Source organism: Streptomyces sp. NBC_00299 (genome assembly GCF_036173045.1).
Taxonomy (GTDB): Bacteria; Actinomycetota; Actinomycetes; order Streptomycetales; family Streptomycetaceae; genus Streptomyces; species Streptomyces machairae.
Map to the genome: position 1 here is coordinate 822,907 of NZ_CP108039.1, position 16,959 is coordinate 839,865.

At 71.8% G+C, this 16,959-nt stretch carries 15 protein-coding genes; 9 read left to right on the top strand and 6 right to left on the bottom strand.

What is annotated here, in order from left to right; all coding sequences use genetic code 11:
- Positions 1 to 30 precede the first annotated feature (30 nt).
- A complete protein-coding gene (locus OHT51_RS03805) occupies positions 31 to 2,001 on the bottom strand; it encodes a translation factor GTPase family protein (RefSeq protein WP_328877440.1) in 1,971 nt (656 codons plus the stop codon).
- 275 nt (positions 2,002 to 2,276) lie between these two features.
- Here OHT51_RS03805 and OHT51_RS03810 point away from each other — a divergent pair, with 275 nt between their 5' ends.
- The 7 genes from OHT51_RS03810 to OHT51_RS03840 are packed head-to-tail and all read left to right on the top strand — an operon-like array spanning position 2,277 to position 9,706.
- Positions 2,277 to 2,747: a (2Fe-2S)-binding protein gene (locus tag OHT51_RS03810; protein WP_328877441.1), complete on the top strand. Its 471-nt coding sequence runs from the start codon at positions 2,277 to 2,279 to the stop codon at positions 2,745 to 2,747.
- A complete protein-coding gene (locus tag OHT51_RS03815; RefSeq protein ID WP_328877442.1) occupies positions 2,744 to 5,110 on the top strand; it encodes a xanthine dehydrogenase family protein molybdopterin-binding subunit in 2,367 nt (788 codons plus the stop codon). The genes OHT51_RS03810 and OHT51_RS03815 overlap by 4 nt, the downstream gene beginning before the upstream one ends.
- On the top strand, positions 5,107 to 5,961 hold the full coding sequence (locus tag OHT51_RS03820; protein ID WP_328877443.1) for an FAD binding domain-containing protein: 855 nt from the start codon (positions 5,107 to 5,109) through the stop codon (positions 5,959 to 5,961). The genes OHT51_RS03815 and OHT51_RS03820 overlap by 4 nt, the downstream gene beginning before the upstream one ends.
- A 6-nt stretch (positions 5,962 to 5,967) precedes the next feature.
- Complete coding sequence (locus OHT51_RS03825; protein ID WP_328884234.1) at positions 5,968 to 6,852, top strand: AAA family ATPase; 885 nt, start codon at positions 5,968 to 5,970, stop codon at positions 6,850 to 6,852.
- A 14-nt stretch (positions 6,853 to 6,866) separates the two neighbouring features.
- Entirely contained in the window at positions 6,867 to 7,985 is a 1,119-nt protein-coding gene (locus OHT51_RS03830; RefSeq protein WP_328877444.1) for a vWA domain-containing protein, read from the top strand.
- Positions 7,978 to 9,078: an XdhC/CoxI family protein gene (locus OHT51_RS03835; protein ID WP_328877445.1), complete on the top strand. Its 1,101-nt coding sequence runs from the start codon at positions 7,978 to 7,980 to the stop codon at positions 9,076 to 9,078. Before OHT51_RS03830 ends, OHT51_RS03835 begins: the two co-directional genes overlap by 8 nt.
- Before the next feature lie 19 nt (positions 9,079 to 9,097).
- Complete coding sequence (locus tag OHT51_RS03840) at positions 9,098 to 9,706, top strand: SRPBCC family protein (RefSeq protein WP_328877446.1); 609 nt, start codon at positions 9,098 to 9,100, stop codon at positions 9,704 to 9,706.
- A gap of 191 nt (positions 9,707 to 9,897) precedes the next feature.
- Here OHT51_RS03840 and OHT51_RS03845 read toward each other — a convergent pair whose 3' ends face one another.
- On the bottom strand, positions 9,898 to 10,398 hold the full coding sequence (locus tag OHT51_RS03845) for a metallophosphoesterase family protein (RefSeq protein WP_328877447.1): 501 nt from the start codon (positions 10,396 to 10,398) through the stop codon (positions 9,898 to 9,900).
- A 158-nt stretch (positions 10,399 to 10,556) separates the two neighbouring features.
- Between OHT51_RS03845 and OHT51_RS03850 the strand changes: the two genes are divergently transcribed.
- Both OHT51_RS03850 and rfbC read left to right on the top strand, forming a co-directional pair.
- Entirely contained in the window at positions 10,557 to 12,491 is a 1,935-nt protein-coding gene (locus tag OHT51_RS03850; protein ID WP_328877448.1) for a glycosyltransferase family 2 protein, read from the top strand.
- A gap of 4 nt (positions 12,492 to 12,495) precedes the next feature.
- Positions 12,496 to 13,110, top strand: a complete 615-nt coding sequence (gene rfbC, locus OHT51_RS03855) for a dTDP-4-dehydrorhamnose 3,5-epimerase (protein ID WP_328877449.1) — start codon at positions 12,496 to 12,498, stop codon at positions 13,108 to 13,110.
- A 71-nt stretch (positions 13,111 to 13,181) separates the two neighbouring features.
- On the opposite strand, the gene OHT51_RS03860 is transcribed toward rfbC, so the two are convergent.
- The 4 genes from OHT51_RS03860 to OHT51_RS03875 are packed head-to-tail and all read right to left on the bottom strand — an operon-like array spanning position 13,182 to position 16,904.
- Positions 13,182 to 13,985: a class I SAM-dependent methyltransferase gene (locus OHT51_RS03860; RefSeq protein ID WP_328877450.1), complete on the bottom strand. Its 804-nt coding sequence runs from the start codon at positions 13,983 to 13,985 to the stop codon at positions 13,182 to 13,184.
- The gene (gene rfbD, locus OHT51_RS03865) at positions 13,982 to 14,854 is read right to left on the bottom strand and encodes a dTDP-4-dehydrorhamnose reductase (RefSeq protein ID WP_328877451.1); all 873 of its coding nucleotides are present in this window, start codon (positions 14,852 to 14,854) and stop codon (positions 13,982 to 13,984) included. The genes OHT51_RS03860 and rfbD overlap by 4 nt, the downstream gene beginning before the upstream one ends.
- Entirely contained in the window at positions 14,851 to 15,840 is a 990-nt protein-coding gene (gene rfbB / locus OHT51_RS03870; RefSeq protein WP_328877452.1) for a dTDP-glucose 4,6-dehydratase, read from the bottom strand. The genes rfbD and rfbB overlap by 4 nt, the downstream gene beginning before the upstream one ends.
- Positions 15,837 to 16,904 (bottom strand): glucose-1-phosphate thymidylyltransferase, encoded by a 1,068-nt coding sequence (locus OHT51_RS03875; protein WP_328877453.1) that lies wholly within the window; start codon positions 16,902 to 16,904, stop codon positions 15,837 to 15,839. The genes rfbB and OHT51_RS03875 overlap by 4 nt, the downstream gene beginning before the upstream one ends.
- Between the last annotated feature and the right edge of the window lie 55 nt (positions 16,905 to 16,959).

Below are 16,959 nucleotides of genomic sequence, written 5' to 3' on the forward strand. Positions count from 1 at the left end.
TGGAGTAAGTTCTGCCCCTGCCATCACTTCTCAACCGCCGACCCGACGCGTCAGGTTCAGCAGGTACTCCTTCCGGTTCAGAGGGTTGAGATCGGTGCGCCGACGCTCCGGGAGCGTGCCGCGCGCGGCGGGTGCGTAGTGGTCGAAGGCACTCTCCAGCTCGCCCTCGCCGCGCGTCAGGCCGGGCAGCTGCTGCTCCAGTTCGTGCACGTGGGCGGCGGGCACCGATCCCTCCAGGACGCAGGAGGCGCCGCGTGTCTCCGTTGTCTGCGGCACCGCGCGCAGCCTGGCGAACACCGGCAGCAGCGCCGCCAGGGTGTCGGTCGGGGCCTCGATGCGGAAGCGGTGCATCGGCTCGTGGACCTCGGTGCCCGCCCGGCGCAGGGCCTCGATCAGGACCAGCGGCGTCAGGCCACGGAAGTCGTAGCCGGTGCTGGACATGCTCTTGTCGAAGCCCTGGTGGGCGTGGCTCTGCCGGGGCGAGTAGCCGGAGTGGGTCATGGTGACCGTGCAGTCGGGGATCTGCCAGCCGTGCAGGCCCTGGCCGAGGGTCTCGCGGACGGTGTCCTCGACGGCCTTGAAGAAGGCGTACGGCATGGAGCCGAGCTCCACCTCCAGCCGGAAGGCCACGCCGGATCCGACCGGGGCGGGGTCGACGCGCAGGCCGACCGTGGCGAGGAAGGGGTTGTCGTCCTTCTTGTTGAACTCGACCGCCGCGCCCGGGCCGACCGGCCGCTCGACGCACAGCGGCGTCGTCTGGCGGAAGGTGACGTCCAGGCCGAACTCCTCGGCGAGCGTGACCTGGATGACCTCCTTCTGCACCTCGCCGTAGAGGGAGACGAAGGTCTCCTGCCGCACCTCGTCGTGGCGCAGGTCGATGAGCGGGTCCTGCTCGGCGAGCAGGGTGAGCGCGCGGTGCAGGGCTCGCCGGTCCGTGTCACCGGCCGGGACGACCACCGTTTCGAGGGTGGGCGGGGCGAAGAAGTGCCCGTACGCCTTGCGGGGTTCGCCGATGACGTCGCCGATCCTGATGTCGGCCAGCCCCCACAGCTTGGCGATCCGGCCGGCCGGCACCGAGTCGCCCCGGACGTCGGCGCCCTGGTCGAACACGCTGATCGCGGTGACCCGGCCCTCGGCGCCCGCCTCGTCGACGCGGATCCGGTCACGGGTGCGCAGGGTGCCGGAGAACAGCCGCGCATAGGCGACCTTCTCCCCCGCCGGCCCCCGCTCGACCTTGAAGACGGTGCCCGAGACCGGCCCGTCCGGGTCGCCGTCGGCGGCGGGCAGCAGCCGCTTGATCCCGTCGATGAGGCTGCCGACCCCGGCACCCGTGATCGCGGAGCCGAAGTACACCGGGTGGACCAGGGCCTGCCGGGTCTGCTCGGCAAGGGCTGCACCGAGCCGGTCGTACGAGACGGTGTCCTCGACGTACGCCGTCAGCAACGCGTCGTCGTGGCCGGAGAGGACGTCGAGCGCCGACGCGTCGAGGCCGGGGAGAAAGCGGGCCTCGCGGGTGCCGAGGGCATCGGTCGCCCCCATCGGTACGACGGCCGCGGTCAGCCGCTGCGAGATGGCCCGCAGCACGGCGTCGTGGCGCGCGCCGCGTCGGTCGATCTTGTTGACGAAGACGAGGGTGGGGATGCGCAGCCGCTGCAGGGTGCGCATCAGGACGCGAGTCTGCGGCTGGACGCCCTCGACGGCGGAGACGACCAGCACGGCGCCGTCCAGGACGCCGAGCACCCGCTCCACCTCGGCGATGAAGTCCGGGTGGCCGGGGGTGTCGATGAGGTTGACCGTCACGTCGTCGAGCGCGAAGGAGACGACGGCGGACTTGATCGTGATCCCGCGCTGCCGCTCCAGCGCGAGGGAATCGGTCCGGGTGTTCCCGGCGTCGACGCTGCCGATCTCGTCGATCACGCCCGCCGTGTGCAGCAGGCGTTCGGTCAGGCTGGTCTTACCGGCGTCGACATGGGCGAGGATCCCGAGGTTGAGCAAATGCACGAAGCGTCATGTCCTTCGATGAGGGGGTCGTTCCTTCCTGGGGGGACATGAACGCAGTGCGCATTGCGGCTCCTCTGTGCGTGACGACGGGTCCCGTCCGCGTGACGACGGGTCACGTGCAGTGCAGCAGGATCGACCCCGCACCGGCAATGGATTAACGCTCAACGAACGGTGCCGCAGCACTCGCCGTGACACCGCAGCCGCCATAGAGTGACGTACATCACGCCCGGCCGATGTTTCCCCCTTCTCATCTCCACTCGGCCTCTGGAGGGCACATGACTCACATCTCGGTGAAGGTGGACGGCACGACGTACGAGGACGACGTGGAGCCCCGTCTCCTCCTGATCCACTACCTGCGCGACCGTCTCGGTCTGACCGGCACCCCGATCGGGTGTGACACCTCGAACTGCGGCACCTGCACGGTCGAGCTGGACGGCACGGCCGTCAAGAGCTGCACCGTGCTCGCCGTCCAGGCGGACGGGAGCGAGGTGACCACCGTCCAGGGGCTCGCCCACGACGGCGAGTGGACGGCGCTGCAGCGGACGTTCCACGAGCGGCACGCGCTGCAGTGCGGCTACTGCACCCCGGGGATGATCATGGCGGCCCGCGATCTGCTGCGCGAGCACCCGCACCCCACGCCGGACGAGGTACGCCACGGCCTGGAGGGCAACATCTGCCGCTGCACCGGCTACCAGAACATCGTCCGGGCGGTCCTGGACGCCTCCGAGGAGGAGGTCACGGCATGAGCGAGACCGTCGAACGCGAGGTGGGCCGCGCCCGGTACCGCAAGGAGGACGCCCATCTGATCACCGGGCAGACCAACTGGACCGACAACATCAGCGTCACCGGACTGCTGCACCTGGCGATCCTGCGCAGCCCGATGGCCCACGCCCGCATCGACCGCGTCGACGTCTCGGCGGCCCTCGAACGCCCCGGCGTCATCGCCGCGTTCAGCGGCCGCGACGTCGCGCAGGAGATGGGCTCGCTGCCGTGCGCCTGGCCGGTCGCCGAGGGCACCGTGGTGCCGGACCATCCCCCGATCGCGGTCGACGAGGTGCGCCACGCCGGCGACCCGGTGGCCGTGGTGGTGGCCCGCGACCGGTACACGGCCGCCGACGCGCTGGAGGCCATCGAGGTCGACTACACGCCGCTGCCCGCCGCCCTGGACATCGAGGGCGCGCTCGCGGACGGCGCGCCCCTGGTCCACTCCGACAAGGGCACCAACCGCTGCTACGACTACCGCACGTCCGACGGCGACTACGCGGCCGCCAAGGCGAAGGCCGACATCGTCCTGACCCGCCGCTACCACCAGCAGCGCCTGATCCCCACCGCGATGGAGCCGCGTGCGGTCGTGGTCACCCCGCTCGCCGCGTCCGGCGACTTCACCCTCTACTCCTCCACCCAGGTCCCGCACGTCCTGCGGGTCCTGCTCGCCGTCACCACCGGCATCCCGGAGAACAAGATCCGCGTCGTCGCCCCCGACGTCGGCGGCGGATTCGGCTCCAAACTCCAGGTGTACGGCGAGGAAGTGATCACCCTCATGCTGGCCAAGCGCCTCGGGCGGCCCCTGAAGTGGACCGAGACCCGCTCCGAGGCCAACGTCGCCACCCACCACGGCCGCAGCCAGGTCCAGGACATCGAGATCGCCGCCCGCAGCGACGGCACCCTGCTGGGCCTGAAGGTCTCGCTGCTGGCCGACATGGGCGCCTACCTGATGCTGCTCAGCCCGGGCATCCCGATCCTCGGCGCCTCCATGTACCCGGCGATCTACAAGATGGGCGCCTACGAGTTCTCCTGCACCGGTGTCTTCACCAACCGCACCCCGATCGACGCCTACCGCGGAGCCGGCCGCCCGGAGGCGACGTACGCGATCGAGCGGATCATGGACGACCTGGCGGCCGAGATCGGCATGGACCCGGTCGACCTGCGGCGCCACAACTGGATCCGGCACGACGAGTTCCCGTACACGACGATCGCGGGGCTCACCTACGACAGCGGCAACTACGAGGCCGCCACCGACAAGGCGCTCGCCCTGTTCGACTACGACAAGCTGCGCGCCGAGCAGGCGGACCGCGTCGAGCACGCGGACACCGTCCGCCTCGGCATCGGCGTCTCCACGTACACGGAGATGTGCGGCCTCGCGCCGAGCCGCTGGCTGGGCGAGATGAACTACGCGGCGGGCGGCTGGGAAGCCGCGAACATCCGGGTGCTGCCCACGGGCAAGGTCGAGATCATCACCGGGACCAGCCCGCACGGGCAGGGCCATGTGACGTCCTGGAGCCAGATCGCCGCCGACGTCCTCGGGGTGCCGTTCGACGACATCGAGGTGATGCACGGCGACACCGTGCTGGCGTCCCACGGCCTGGACACCTACGGCTCGCGCTCGCTGGTCGTCGGAGGCGTCGCCGTCCACGAAGCGGCACGCAAGGTGGTGGACAAGGCCCGCAAGGTCGCCGCGCACCTGCTGGAGGCCAACGAGGCGGACCTCGACTTCAAGGACGGCGCGTTCACCGTGAAGGGCTCGCCCGAGGCGACCAAGACCATCCAGGAGGTGGCCTTCGCGACCTTCTCCTCGCACGACCTGCCCGACGGCATGGAACCGTCGATCAACGCCGAGCACGTCCTGGACCCCGACACGTTCTCGTTCCCGCACGGCACCCACCTGTGCGCGGTCGAGGTCGACACCGAGACGGGTGCCGTGCACATCCGGTCGTACGTGTGCGTCGACGACGTCGGCAAGGTGATCAACCCGATGATCGTCGAGGGCCAGCTGCACGGCGGAATCGCCCAGGGCATCGCACAGGCGCTGTACGAGGAGGCCGTGTACGACGAGGAGGGCAACCTGGTCACCGGCACACTCGCCGACTATCTCGTGCCGGGCGCCCCCGACCTGCCCGAGTTCGTCACCGACCGCACCGAGACTCCGGCGACCTCCAACCCGCTGGGCGTCAAGGGGGTCGGCGAGGCGGGCACGATCGCCTCGACGCCCGCCGTGGTCAACGCGGTCGTGGACGCCCTGCGTCCCTTCGGCGTCCAGGACATCCGGATGCCGTGCACTCCCGAACGGGTCTGGCAGGCCGTTCGGTCCGGGAAGGAGGCGTCGGCATGATTCCCCCCGCATTCGACTACGCCCGTCCCAGCAGCGTCGACGAGGCGGTGCGCACGCTCGCCGACGCGGGCGAGGACGCCAAGGTACTGGCCGGCGGGCAGAGCCTGCTGCCGCTGATGAGGCTGCGGCTGGCCTTCCCGGAGCTGGTCGTGGACGTCAACCGGATCCCCGAGCTGCGCGGTGTCCGGGAGGACGGCGAGACCCTGGTCATCGGCGCGATGACCACGCACCACGACGTCATCGCGGATCCGCTGGTCCGGCGGCACGCCGGGCTGCTGGCAGCCGCCACCTCCACGGTCGCGGACCCTGCCGTACGGCATCGCGGCACCCTCGGCGGCTCGCTCGCGCACGCCGACCCGGCCGGTGACCTGCCCGCGGTGGTGCTGGTGATGGACGGTGAGCTGGTGGCGCAGGGGCCGCGGGGGCGGCGCACGATCCCGGCGCGGGAGTTCTTCGTCGACTATCTCCAGACCGCGCTGGAGCCCGACGAACTGCTCGTCGAGGTCCGGATCCCGAAGGCGGACGGCTGGGGCTTCCGCTACGAGAAGTTCCACCGCATCGCCCAGGCCTGGCCGATCGTCGGCGTGGCCGCGCTGGTACGGCGCGACGACGGGCACATCGCCGAGGCACGCGTCGCGCTGACCAACATGGGCACCACGCCCTTGCGGGCCTCGGCCGCCGAGGAGGCGCTGTCCGGCGCCGGGGATCCGGACGCCGTCGCGCGGGCCGCCCAGGAGGCGGCGCAGGGCACCCGGCCGTCCCGGGACACCTCCGCCTCACCGGAGTACCGGACGCATCTGGCCCAGGTCCTCACCAAGCGGGCGGTGCTGGCGGCCGCCGGGATGGGGTGAGCGACGATCACCGGATGGGACGGCCCGGAGCAGGTGCGGGCCCGCCTGGAGGAGACGGGATACCTCGTCGACGACGGGCTGGCCATCGCCTGCTTCCTGGCCCTGCGGCTCGGCCGGCCGCTCTTCTGCGAGGGCGACGCGGGCGTCGGCAAGACCGCGCTCGCGTCCGCTCTCGCCGAGGCGCTCGACGCGCCGCTGATCCGGTTGCAGTGCCATGAGGGCATCGACGCCTCGCAGGCCCTGTACGACTGGGACTTCCCGCGTCAGCTGCTGCATCTGCGGGCCGCCGAGGCCGTCGGGGTGACCGACGCGGACCGGCTGGAGGGCGAGCTGTACGACAGGCGGTTCCTGGTGGCACGGCCGCTGCTCAGGGCGCTGCAGACACAGCCGTCGGTGCTGCTGATCGACGAGATCGACCGGGCCGACGACGAGTTCGAGGCGTTTCTGCTGGAGCTGCTGTCGGAGTTCTCGGTGACGATCCCCGAACTCGGCACCCTGCGCGCCGAGGAGCCGCCGGTGGTCGTGCTGACCTCCAACCGCACGCGCGAGGTGCATGACGCGCTGAAGCGGCGCTGCCTGTACCACTGGTTCGAGCACCCCGGCTTCGCCCGCGAACTGGCCATCGTGCGGCGGCGGTTGCCGGAGGTGTCGGCCCGCCTCGCGGAGCAGGTGACCGCGCTGGTGCAGGAGCTGCGCGGGCACGACCTGCTCAAGCCGCCGGGTGTCGCGGAGACCATCGACTGGGCCGAGGCCCTGGACGCGCTGGGGGCGGACGAGGTGGACGCGGAGCTGGCGGTGGCCACGCTCGGGTCGGTGCTGAAGTACCGGGAGGACGCGGAGCGGGCACGAGGGATGGACCTCGCGGCGGTGCTCGCGACGCGAGGGGCGTGAGGGCGGTGCGGGACGTGACCGGGGTACTCGCCGCGGACGCCGCGCTCCTCGGCTTCGCCCGTGCCCTGCGCGCGGCGGGCGTCGACGCCGACGCCGAGCGCGTGCACGCCTTCCTGTGCGCGGTGGACGCCCTGAGGCCTGGGATACGGGCGGACGTGTACTGGGCGGGACGGCTGACGCTGTGCGGGGACCGCGACGACCTGGAGCGGTACGAGCGGGTGTTCGCCGCGTACTTCGGTGACGGTGGGCGGGCCGGCCGTACGGTGTCCGCTCCTCCCCCGCCTCGCCTGCGCCTGGTCGTCAGCGGCGGCGCGGGCGCCGCCACACGTGCCGACCGCGAGCACGCGGCGCCGCCGGCGGCCTCCCTCGCCAGTGCCGTCGAGGTCCTGCGCCATCGCGATGTCGCCGACCTGGACGCCGTGGAGCGGGAGCAGGTACGGCGGCTGCTGGCCGCGTTCGCGCTGCGCGGCGAGGCACGGCGCTCCGCGCGCCGGAGCCCGGCCGGGCGCGGCGAGGTCGATCCGCACCGGACGGTGCGGGAGCTGCTGCGGCGCGGCGGGGAGCCCGCGCGTCTGCGGCGGCACGCGCGGACCGACCGGCCCCGCCGGGTCGTGCTGCTCGTGGATGTGAGCGGCTCCATGTCGCCGTACGCGGACGCGCTCCTGCGCTTCGCCCACGCGGCCGCCCGAGGCAGCCGTACGGAGGTGTTCACGATCGGCACCCGGCTGACCCGGGTGACCCGGGAGCTGGCGCACCGGGACCCCGACCTGGCGATGGCGGCGGTCGCGGCGGCGGTGCCCGACTGGCGCGGGGGTACCCGGCTGGGTGAGCTGCTGCGGGCGTTCCTGGACCGCTGGGGACAGCGCGGCCTGGCGCGCGGTGCGATCGTGGTCTTGCTGTCCGACGGCTGGGAGCGTGGTGATCCGGAGCTGCTCGCGGCCCAGATGCGCCGCCTGCACCGGCTGGCGCACCGGGTGATCTGGGCCAATCCGCGCAAGGCGCGGCCGGGTTACGCGCCCTTGGCGGCCGGGATGGCGGCGGCCCTGCCGAGCGTGGACGCCTTCGTCGAGGGGCACAGCCTGGCCGCCCTGGAGCGGTTGGCGGCGGTGGTGAGAGGAGCGGACGATGCGTGAGATTCTCCCGGTGATCAGCCCCTGGTACGCGGCCCGGGTGCCGTTCGGACTCGCCACCGTGGTCGCCACCAGCCGCAGCGCCCCGCGCGACCCCGGGGCCGCCATGGCGGTGGGTCCCGACGACGAGGTCGCGGGCAGCGTGTCCGGCGGCTGCGTCGAGGGGGCCGTCTTCGAACTCGCGCAGGAAGTGGTGGCGAGCGGCGAGGCTCGGCTGGAGACCTTCGGCTACAGCGACGAGGACGCCTTCGAGGTCGGGCTCACCTGCGGCGGCGAGATCACCCTGCTGGTACGTCCCGTCACGGCCGCCTCGGACCCGACCTTCGGCGAGGTCGCGGAGACGGTCGCGGCGGGGCGTCCGGTCACGGTGGCGACGGTGACCGACGGGCCCGCGCCGCGCGGGGCGACGCTCGCCGTGTGGCCGGACCGCGTCGCGGGCACGCTCGGCGCGCCCGGCCTGGACGTGGCCGTCACCGCCGACGCGCGCGGCGAACTCGCCCTCGGCGCCACGGGCCTCAGGCACTACGGCCCGCACGGCGAACGCCGCGAGGACGAGGTCTCCGTCTTCCTGCACTCCTTCGCGCCGCCGCCGCGCATGCTCGTGTTCGGCGCGATCGACTACGCGGCCTCGGTCGCCCGCATCGGCGACTTCCTCGGCTACCGGGTCACGGTGTGCGACGCCCGCCCGGTCTTCGCCACCCCGAAGCGCTTCCCGGCGGGTGTCGAGGTGATCGTGGACTGGCCGCACCGCTATCTGAGCGGCACCGGCACCGACGAACGCACGGTGATCTGCGTGCTCACCCACGACCCGAAGTTCGACGTCCCGCTGCTGGAGGAGGCGCTGCGCCGCCCGGCGGCGTACATCGGGGCGATGGGCAGCCGCCGTACCCACGACGACCGGATCAAGCGGCTGACCGAAGCCGGGCTCGGCGAGGCCGAGTTGGCCCGGCTGCGCTCCCCCGTCGGGCTGGATCTCGGGGCCCGTACGCCCGAGGAGGTCGCCGTGTCCGTCGCCGCCGAGATCGTCGCCCTGCGGTGGGGCGGAACGGGAGCCCCGCTGACGGCCACGGCGGGCGCGATCCATCCATCGTCGTAGCGCCAGGTTGGAGGAAGTCATGGAGCTGCACCACGAGTTCACCGTCCCCGTCCCGGTCGACGAGGCCTGGCGCACGCTCCTCGACATCGAGCGCATCGCGCCCTGCATGCCCGGGGCGAGCGTCGAGGAGTACGACGGCAGGACCGTGACCGGTGCGGTGAAGGTCAAGGTGGGTCCGATCACCGTGGCCTACAAGGGCACCGCGGTCTTCGAGGAGCAGGACGGGACGGCACACCGCATGGTGCTGATCGCGAGCGGACGCGAGACGCGCGGGCAGGGCACCGCACGGGCCACGATGACCGGCACGCTCAGCGAGCGCGACGACGGCACGGCCGTGTCGGTGGACACCGACCTCACCGTGACGGGGCGGCCTGCGCAGTTCGGGCGCGGGGTGATGGCCGAGGTGGGCGATCGGCTGGTCGGGCAGTTCGCGACGTGCCTGTCGGAGCGGCTGACCGAGCCGGCGCAGAGTGCGCCGCTTGCCGAGGAGGAGGTTGAACAGCCGCTCGACCTGATCCGCACGGCCGGAGTGCCGGTGGCGAAGCGGGCGGGGGCGGCCGTGGCGGCGGTCGGGGTGCTGCTGGTCCTGGTGCGCCTGTGGCGCAGGCGGCGGGCGTGTCGCAGGTGATCTCAGGCGTCGATCGACTCGCGAGCGGCCCCGAAATCAGGGGTGTAACGCGGACGCGAAGGGGTAGGGGGCGACAAGGAGGCCTGAGGGCCCCCGAAACAACGCCTCTGAGCGGGAAGGAGGTCCATGACAGCGCATCGCAGCGCCCGGGCCGCTTCCCTGCATACGGAGCGGCCCGGATCTTTTTGAGCTCAGCGCGGCGGCAGCCGGTGCAGCTCCACTTCCCCCAGCCCGCCCTCGGTGACGGTCGCCGTCATGTAGGTGCAGTGCGGCTGGCGGCGGCGGTCGGTCGGTGAGCCCGGGTTGAGCAGACGCAGACCGGTGGACGCGGTGGTGTCCCAGGGGATGTGGCTGTGGCCGAAGACCAGGACGTCGAGGTCGGGGAACCTGGCGGCGCAGCGCGCCTCACGGCCCTGGGCGGGCCCGGTCTCGTGGACCACGCCGAAGCGCAGACCGCCGAGCTCGACGTACGCCACTTCGGGGAGCCGGGCGCGCAGATCGGGTCCGTCGTTGTTGCCGTGGACGCCGATGAGTCGGGTGCTGCGGCTCTCCAGCAGGTCGAGCGTGGCCGAATCGACCCAGTCCCCGGCGTGGAACACGACGTCGGCGCGCGGGAGTTCGGCGAGCAGCGGTTCGGGCAGTGCCTTGGCGCGTTTGGGCAGGTGGGTGTCGGACATCAGCAGCAGGCGCACGCCCTCAGGCTACCGGCGCGGACGATCTTCGGGCTGGTTCTGGACGCGAGGCCGCATCGGTTGAGCGGTGGACAAACCCGGTGTCAGGGTTAGCATTTGGCCACGAGCGCCGTAATTCGACGCAAACGCCCAGCGACCCCTAGGGGGCTCGGAGACCGATGCCGGTCAAGGTCAGCGTGGTCGTCCCCGTGTACAACCCGGGGGTTTATGTCGAGGACTGCATCGAGTCGCTGCTGCGGCAGTCGCTGCCTCCGGACGAGTACGAAGTGATCTTCGTCGACGACGGTTCCACCGACGACACGCCAGCCCGGCTCGACACGCTGGCCGCTGCGGAGTCCCGGGTGACCGTCGTTCACCAGGAGAACTCCGGCTGGTCCGGCAAGCCCCGCAACGTCGGCATCGCCGCCGCCCGGGGCGAGTACGTGATGTTCGTGGACAACGACGACTACCTCGGTGACGAGGCCCTTGAGCGGATGTACGACTACGGCGTCGCCAACGGCGCCGATGTCGTGGTCGGCAAGATGGCGGGCAAGGGCCGCGGGGTGCCGGTGGAGCTGTTCCGCCGCAACCACCCGCATGCCACCGTCGAGAACGCGCCGCTGATCGACAGCCTCACCCCGCACAAGATGTTCCGCCGTGCCTTCCTCGACGACATCGGCCTGCGCTTCCCCGAGGGGAGACGGCGGCTGGAGGACCACGTCTTCGTCACCGAGGCGTATCTGCGCGCGTCCAGCATCTCGGTGCTCAGCGACTACGTCTGCTACTACCACGTCCGCCGGGACGACGCCTCGAACGCCGGCTTCCAGCGCTTCGACCCGGGCGGCTACTTCAAGAACCTCCGCGAGGCCCTGGACGTCGTCGAGCAGTACACCGAACCGGGGCCGCTGCGGGACCGGCTGTTCCGGCGCTGGCTGCGGGTGGAGATGGTCGAGCGGATGCGCGCCCGGCGGCTGCTCGCCCTGCCTGCGGACTATCGCCGGGACCTGTTCGAGGAGATCCACCAAGTCGTCGTGGAGCGCTTCGGTCCCGGTGTCGCGGCCGGGCTGCAGCCGACACAGCAGGTCGTCGCCGCGCTGATCGCCGCGGGTCGGTACGACGACGTCGAGGCCTTTGCCGAGTGGGAGGCCGGCATCGCCCTCACTGCCGTTCCCGAGCGCGTGGCGTGGGAGGACGGCACTCTGCGGGTCGCCTTCACCGCGGAGTACGCGTCCGCCGGGGAGCCGATGACCTTCGCCGCGAGTACGGCCCGTACGCCTCTCGACGGCCCGCCCGAGGACCTGGCGGCGGCTGTCGCCTGGGTGGGCGCCGACACCGTCGCCCGGTTCGAGGGGGCCACCGCGGACCTGCTGGTGCGCGAGCGCGCCAGCGCCGCCCAGTACTTCCAGCCGGTCGAGTTCACCCGGGAGGAGGTGCCGGCCGGCGACGACGGCCGGGTCCGGTTGCTCCTGCGCGCGACCGCCACCGTGGACCCCGCCGGCCTCACCCGCGACGGTCTGTGGGACGCCCTCGTCCGCGTCAAGCTGGGCGGCTGGACCAAGGAGTGCCGTCTGGGCCCCGCCCCGCGCGGGAACCGCCCCACGCCGTACGCCGCTGTGACCGGCGGCCACGTGGTCCTGCCGTACTGGACGTCACCGCATGCCCATCTCGCCCTCGACGTCGACCGCGCGACCCACCGCGTCGGCCTGGGCGCCCTCACCACGGCCGAGATCACACTCTCGGGCGCCCGCCTGCACGCACGGCTCCCCCTGCACGTCCCCGACGACGGCACCGAGGTGACGCTCCGGCTCACCGCGTCCGGCACCGCCCACGACATCGCCGCCACGCTGTCGCCGCACGGGTCCGCGGCGCTGCTAAAGGCCGTGCTGCCGCTCGGCGAGCAGCACGGGGCGACTTGGCGGGCGGCGCTCGGAGTGCCGGGGCCACGCTTCCTGCCGCTGCCCTTCGCCCTGCGCTCCGGGGTCGGCGGAGTGCGCGTCGTGCCGGCGCCGCGGCCCAGTGCGCTACGGCGTTTCGCCCGCAGGGCACGACGCAGGCTCGGAACGGCCCTGGGGCGGACGACGGCCCGGCTGCGAGCCCTGGCCACGAGGAGGTGAGGGCATGCGATCGCTCGGCATCGAAGGCGCCTGGGCGCTGGAGCCCAAGGTCTACCCGGACGACCGAGGCAGTTTCCACGAGTGGTACCGAGGCACGGAGTTCCGCGAGGCGACCGGCCACGACCTGTCATTGGCCCAGGCCAACTGCTCGGTCTCCCGCCGGGGCGTACTGCGGGGCGTGCACTTCTCGGACGTGCCACCCGGTCAGGCCAAGTACGTCACCTGTGTGCGCGGCGCCATCCTCGACGTGGTCGTCGACATCCGCGTCGGCTCCCCCACGTTCGGGCGCTGGGAGGCCCTGCGCCTCGACGACGACAGCCGACACGCCCTGTTCCTCGCGGAGGGCCTCGGCCACGCCTTCATGGCGCTCACCGACGACGCCACGGTGGTCTACCTGTGCTCGACCGGCTACGCGCCCGAGCGCGAACACGGGGTGAACCCGCTGGACCCGGACCTGGCCATCGCCTGGCCCGAGGACATCCCACCCGTGCTGTCCCCCAAGGACGCGCAGGCGCCGTCCCTGGCACAGGCGCGAGAGGCGGGCCTGCTCCCGACGTACGAGGCCTGCACCGCCCGCTACGACCGGCTCCGCACGGGAGGCGGTTCGGCAACGTCCTGAGGGGCGCGGGGAACTGCGCGACCAGCGAAGACGAGCCCGCAGACATGCGACTGCAGACCCGGCACCACCGCTCAACCGCCGGAGGCAACCCCCGCAATCTGAGCCCGCAACGGCACCCACGCCCGCCCACGCCGCACACCGAGCCTGCGAGCCCGCGCCAGCGACCGCCAGAAACCCGCCCCGAGCAGCGCCTCCGGAGCCACCGCCGACGCCCGGTCCAGGATGGCCTCGGGCACCTTCTGCGGATCGGGCACCTCGTACTCGGCGACGATTTCGTCGTACCGGTCCCGCAGCACCGTGTTCCTGGGATCGGCCCCGAAGACGACGAGTTGCCCGGTGGGCTGGGTGTCGACCAGGACGGTCACCAGATCGGGCCGGTACCGCCGGAGAATCTCGGCGATCTTGTACACGTCGCCGGTCCACGCCCCGGTGTGCCGGTCGCGTGCCGCCTCGTCGACGTTGCGCGGCAGCATGTCGTCGAAGACGATCACGCTGGTCCAGTCGGAGTGCCGCTCGATGTTCATGAAGTCCCGCAGCGCGTACTCGAACAGGTGCATGCCGTCGATGAACGACAGATCGAGGACGGTACGCCGCCAGTACCCGAACGGCTTGCGACCGCGACGCAGGTTCCGCACCGGATGACGGCCGCCCCTGAGGTGGACGAGCGGGTTGTCGCGGGCGAAGAAGTCGTCGCTGGTGGCCTTGACCAGGTGGACGTCGCAGCGGAACTCCGTGACGACCTTGAAGGCGGGGTCGACGGCGATGGTGGGCACGCGGGACAGCCGGAGGCTGCGGCCGTCGTTGACGCCGATCTCCAGGTAGTTGCGGTTGCCGCTGACCTTGTGCAGTTCCCGCAGGAACTCATGGCGTTTCACGAAGGGGTCTCCTTGCGGATCCGGGGCAGTGCTTCGTGCAGGGCGGTGCGCCAGTCGCGTGCTCGCGCGAGGCCGAGCCGCTGCCGGCGGCCATGCCCGAGGACGCTGTACGCGGGGCGGGGCGCGGGCCGGGCGAAGGCCTCGCTGGTGACGGGCCGCACCCGGTCGGGGTCGGCGCCGAGGAGCCGGAACACCTCGCGGGCCAGGTCGTACCAGGTGGCCTCGCCGGAGTTGGTGGCGTGCAGGACGCCGGTCATGTCACGGCCGACGCGCGGGCCGAGGTCGGCGATCGTCGCGGCGACGTCGGCGCTCCACGTCGGTTGGCCGCGCTGGTCGTCCACGACGTCCACGGTGTCCCGGCGTGCTTCGAGTTCCGTCATCGTCCGCACGAAGTTGCGGCCGTGGACGCCGTAGAGCCACGCGATGCGCACGACTGCGCTCGCGTCCGGGAGTTCGTCCAGCACGGCCCGCTCACCTGCCAGTTTGGTGCGACCGTAGGCGGTGCGGGGGTCGGGCGCGGCGTCCTCGGCATAGGGGGTGCGGGCGTCGCCGGCGAAGACGTAGTCGGTGGAGACCTGGATCAGGCGGGCCTCGTACGCGACGCAGGCCCGGGCGAGGATGCCTGGGCCGTCGCCGTTGACGCGCAGGGCGCCCTCCTCGTCCTGTTCGGCGTCGTCGACGGCCGTGTACGCGGCGCAGTTGACGACCACGTCGGGATGGTGTGCGGCGAAGGCACGGTCGACGGCGTCGGGGGCGGTGATGTCGAGGGCGAGGTGGCCGAGGCCGGTCACCTGCTCGTCGCGGGTGCGCAGTTCCTCGACCAGGTCGCGGCCGAGCATGCCGCCCGCTCCGGTGACCAGCCACCTCATCCGTGCTCCTCGCCGACGCGGCGCTTGAGGGGTTCCCACCAGGCGCGGTGGTCGCGGTACCAGGCGACGGTGTCGGCCAGGCCCGACGCGAAGTCGTGGCGGGGCCGGTAGCCGAGTTCGGTGCGGGCCTTGGTCCAGTCGACGGAGTAGCGCAGGTCGTGGCCCTTGCGGTCCTCGACGTGCGCCACCCGGTCCCAGTCGGCGCCGCAGGCCCGAAGCAGCAGGGCGGTGAGGTCCTTGTTGCTCAACTCGGTGCCGCCACCGATGTTGTAGACCTCGCCGGGGCGGCCCTTGGTGCGGACGAGGTCGACACCGTCGCAGTGGTCGTCGACGTGCAGCCAGTCGCGGACGTTGAGGCCCTCGCCGTACAGGGGCACCCGCTCGCCGTCGAGGAGGTTGGTGATGAACAGCGGGACGACCTTCTCCGGGAACTGGTGCGGGCCGTAGTTGTTCGAGCAGCGGGTGACGCGGACGTCCAGGCCGTGGGTGTGGTGGTAGGCGAGCGCGAGCAGGTCGGAGGAGGCCTTGGAGGCGGAGTACGGCGAGCTGGGCCGCAGGAGGTCCTGCTCCGTGGCGGAACCCGTCGCCACCGAGCCGTAGACCTCGTCCGTCGACACGTGCACGAAGGGTGCGACGGCGTAGCGCAGGGCCGCGTCCAGCAGGGTCTGGGTGCCGAGCACGTTGGTGAGGACGAAGTCGCCGGCGCCGGTGATCGAGCGGTCCACGTGGGACTCGGCGGCGAAGTGCACGACCTGGTCGGCCCCGGCCATCAGCTTGTCGACCAGTTCGGCGTCCCGGATGTCGCCCTGCACGAACTCCAGCCGGGGGTGGTCGAGTTCGAGGTTGTCCAGGGTGCCGGCGTACGTCAGCTTGTCCAGCACCGTGATCCGGGGTGCCTCGGGCGCGTCCGGTGCGTCGCGGGCGAGCAGCGTGCGGACGTAGGTCGAGCCGATGAAGCCGGCGGCGCCGGTGACGAGAAGGTTCATGTGTGGATCTGCACCTTGCTGTGGTCTCCGAGGACGAGTCGGTGGGCGCTGGGGACGCTGGGCGCGGGGGTGACCTCGACGTGCCGGCCGATGAGCGAGGACTCGATCCGGCCCACTCCCCGGATCGAGGAGTCCCGCAGGACGATGGAGAACTCCAACTCGCTGTCGCTGATACGGCAGTTCTGTGCGATGGAGGTGAACGGGCCGACGTAGGAGTCCTCGACGACGGTGCCGGCGCCGACGACGGCCGGGCCGACGATGCGCGAGTTGACGATGCGTGCCCCCTCCTCGACGACCACGCGTCCGACGGTCTCCGAGGCGTCGTCGACCTCGCCGTCGATACGGCGCGTGAGGCCCTCCAGGACGGTCCGGTTCACCTCCAGCATGTCGGCGACGTTCCCGGTGTCCTTCCAGTAGCCCTTGATGACCGTGCAGCGCACGTCGGCGCGGGCGTCGATCAGGTGCTGGATGGCGTGGGTGATCTCCAACTCGCCGCGCCAGGACGGTGTGATGGCGCGGACCGCGTCGTGGATCAGCGGGGTGAAGAGGTAGACGCCGACCAGGGCGAGGTCGCTCTTGGGGTGTTCGGGTTTCTCCTCCAGGCCGACGACCTGGCCCGTGTCGTCGAGTTCGGCGACGCCGAAGGCGCGGGGGTCCGGGACGCGGGTGAGCAGGATCTGGGCGTCGGGGCGGTTGGTGCGGAACTCGTCGACGAGGCCGGCGATTCCACCGACGATGAAGTTGTCGCCGAGGTACATCACGAAGTCGTCGTCGCCCAGGTAGTCACGGGCGATGAGCACGGCGTGGGCCAGTCCCAGGGGCCGTTCCTGGGGAATGTAGGTGATCTCCAGACCGAACTTTGAACCGTCGCCGACGGCGTCCTGGATCTCCGGGGCGGTGTCACCGACGACCACACCGACCTCGGTGATCCCGGCCGCGGCGATGGACTCCAGCCCGTAGAAGAGCACGGCCTTGTTCGCCACCGGCACGAGCTGTTTGGCCGAAGTGTGCGTGATCGGCCTCAGGCGCGTACCGGCGCCACCGGACAGCACGAGAGCCTTCATCGGTTCACCTTAGCCCCGATTCGGCCAATTTGACGGTGCCGGGATTGGCTCGCGC

Coding starts and splice junctions, on each gene's coding strand:
- OHT51_RS03810 (WP_328877441.1), top strand. CDS start 2,277: ATGACTCACATCTCGGTGAAGGTGGACGGCACGACGTACGAGGACGAC.
- OHT51_RS03815 (WP_328877442.1), top strand. CDS start 2,744: ATGAGCGAGACCGTCGAACGCGAGGTGGGCCGCGCCCGGTACCGCAAG.
- OHT51_RS03820 (WP_328877443.1), top strand. CDS start 5,107: ATGATTCCCCCCGCATTCGACTACGCCCGTCCCAGCAGCGTCGACGAG.
- OHT51_RS03835 (WP_328877445.1), top strand. CDS start 7,978: ATGCGTGAGATTCTCCCGGTGATCAGCCCCTGGTACGCGGCCCGGGTG.
- OHT51_RS03840 (WP_328877446.1), top strand. CDS start 9,098: ATGGAGCTGCACCACGAGTTCACCGTCCCCGTCCCGGTCGACGAGGCC.
- OHT51_RS03850 (WP_328877448.1), top strand. CDS start 10,557: ATGCCGGTCAAGGTCAGCGTGGTCGTCCCCGTGTACAACCCGGGGGTT.
- rfbC (WP_328877449.1), top strand. CDS start 12,496: ATGCGATCGCTCGGCATCGAAGGCGCCTGGGCGCTGGAGCCCAAGGTC.
- rfbD (WP_328877451.1), bottom strand. CDS start 14,854: ATGAGGTGGCTGGTCACCGGAGCGGGCGGCATGCTCGGCCGCGACCTG.
- rfbB (WP_328877452.1), bottom strand. CDS start 15,840: ATGAACCTTCTCGTCACCGGCGCCGCCGGCTTCATCGGCTCGACCTAC.
- OHT51_RS03875 (WP_328877453.1), bottom strand. CDS start 16,904: ATGAAGGCTCTCGTGCTGTCCGGTGGCGCCGGTACGCGCCTGAGGCCG.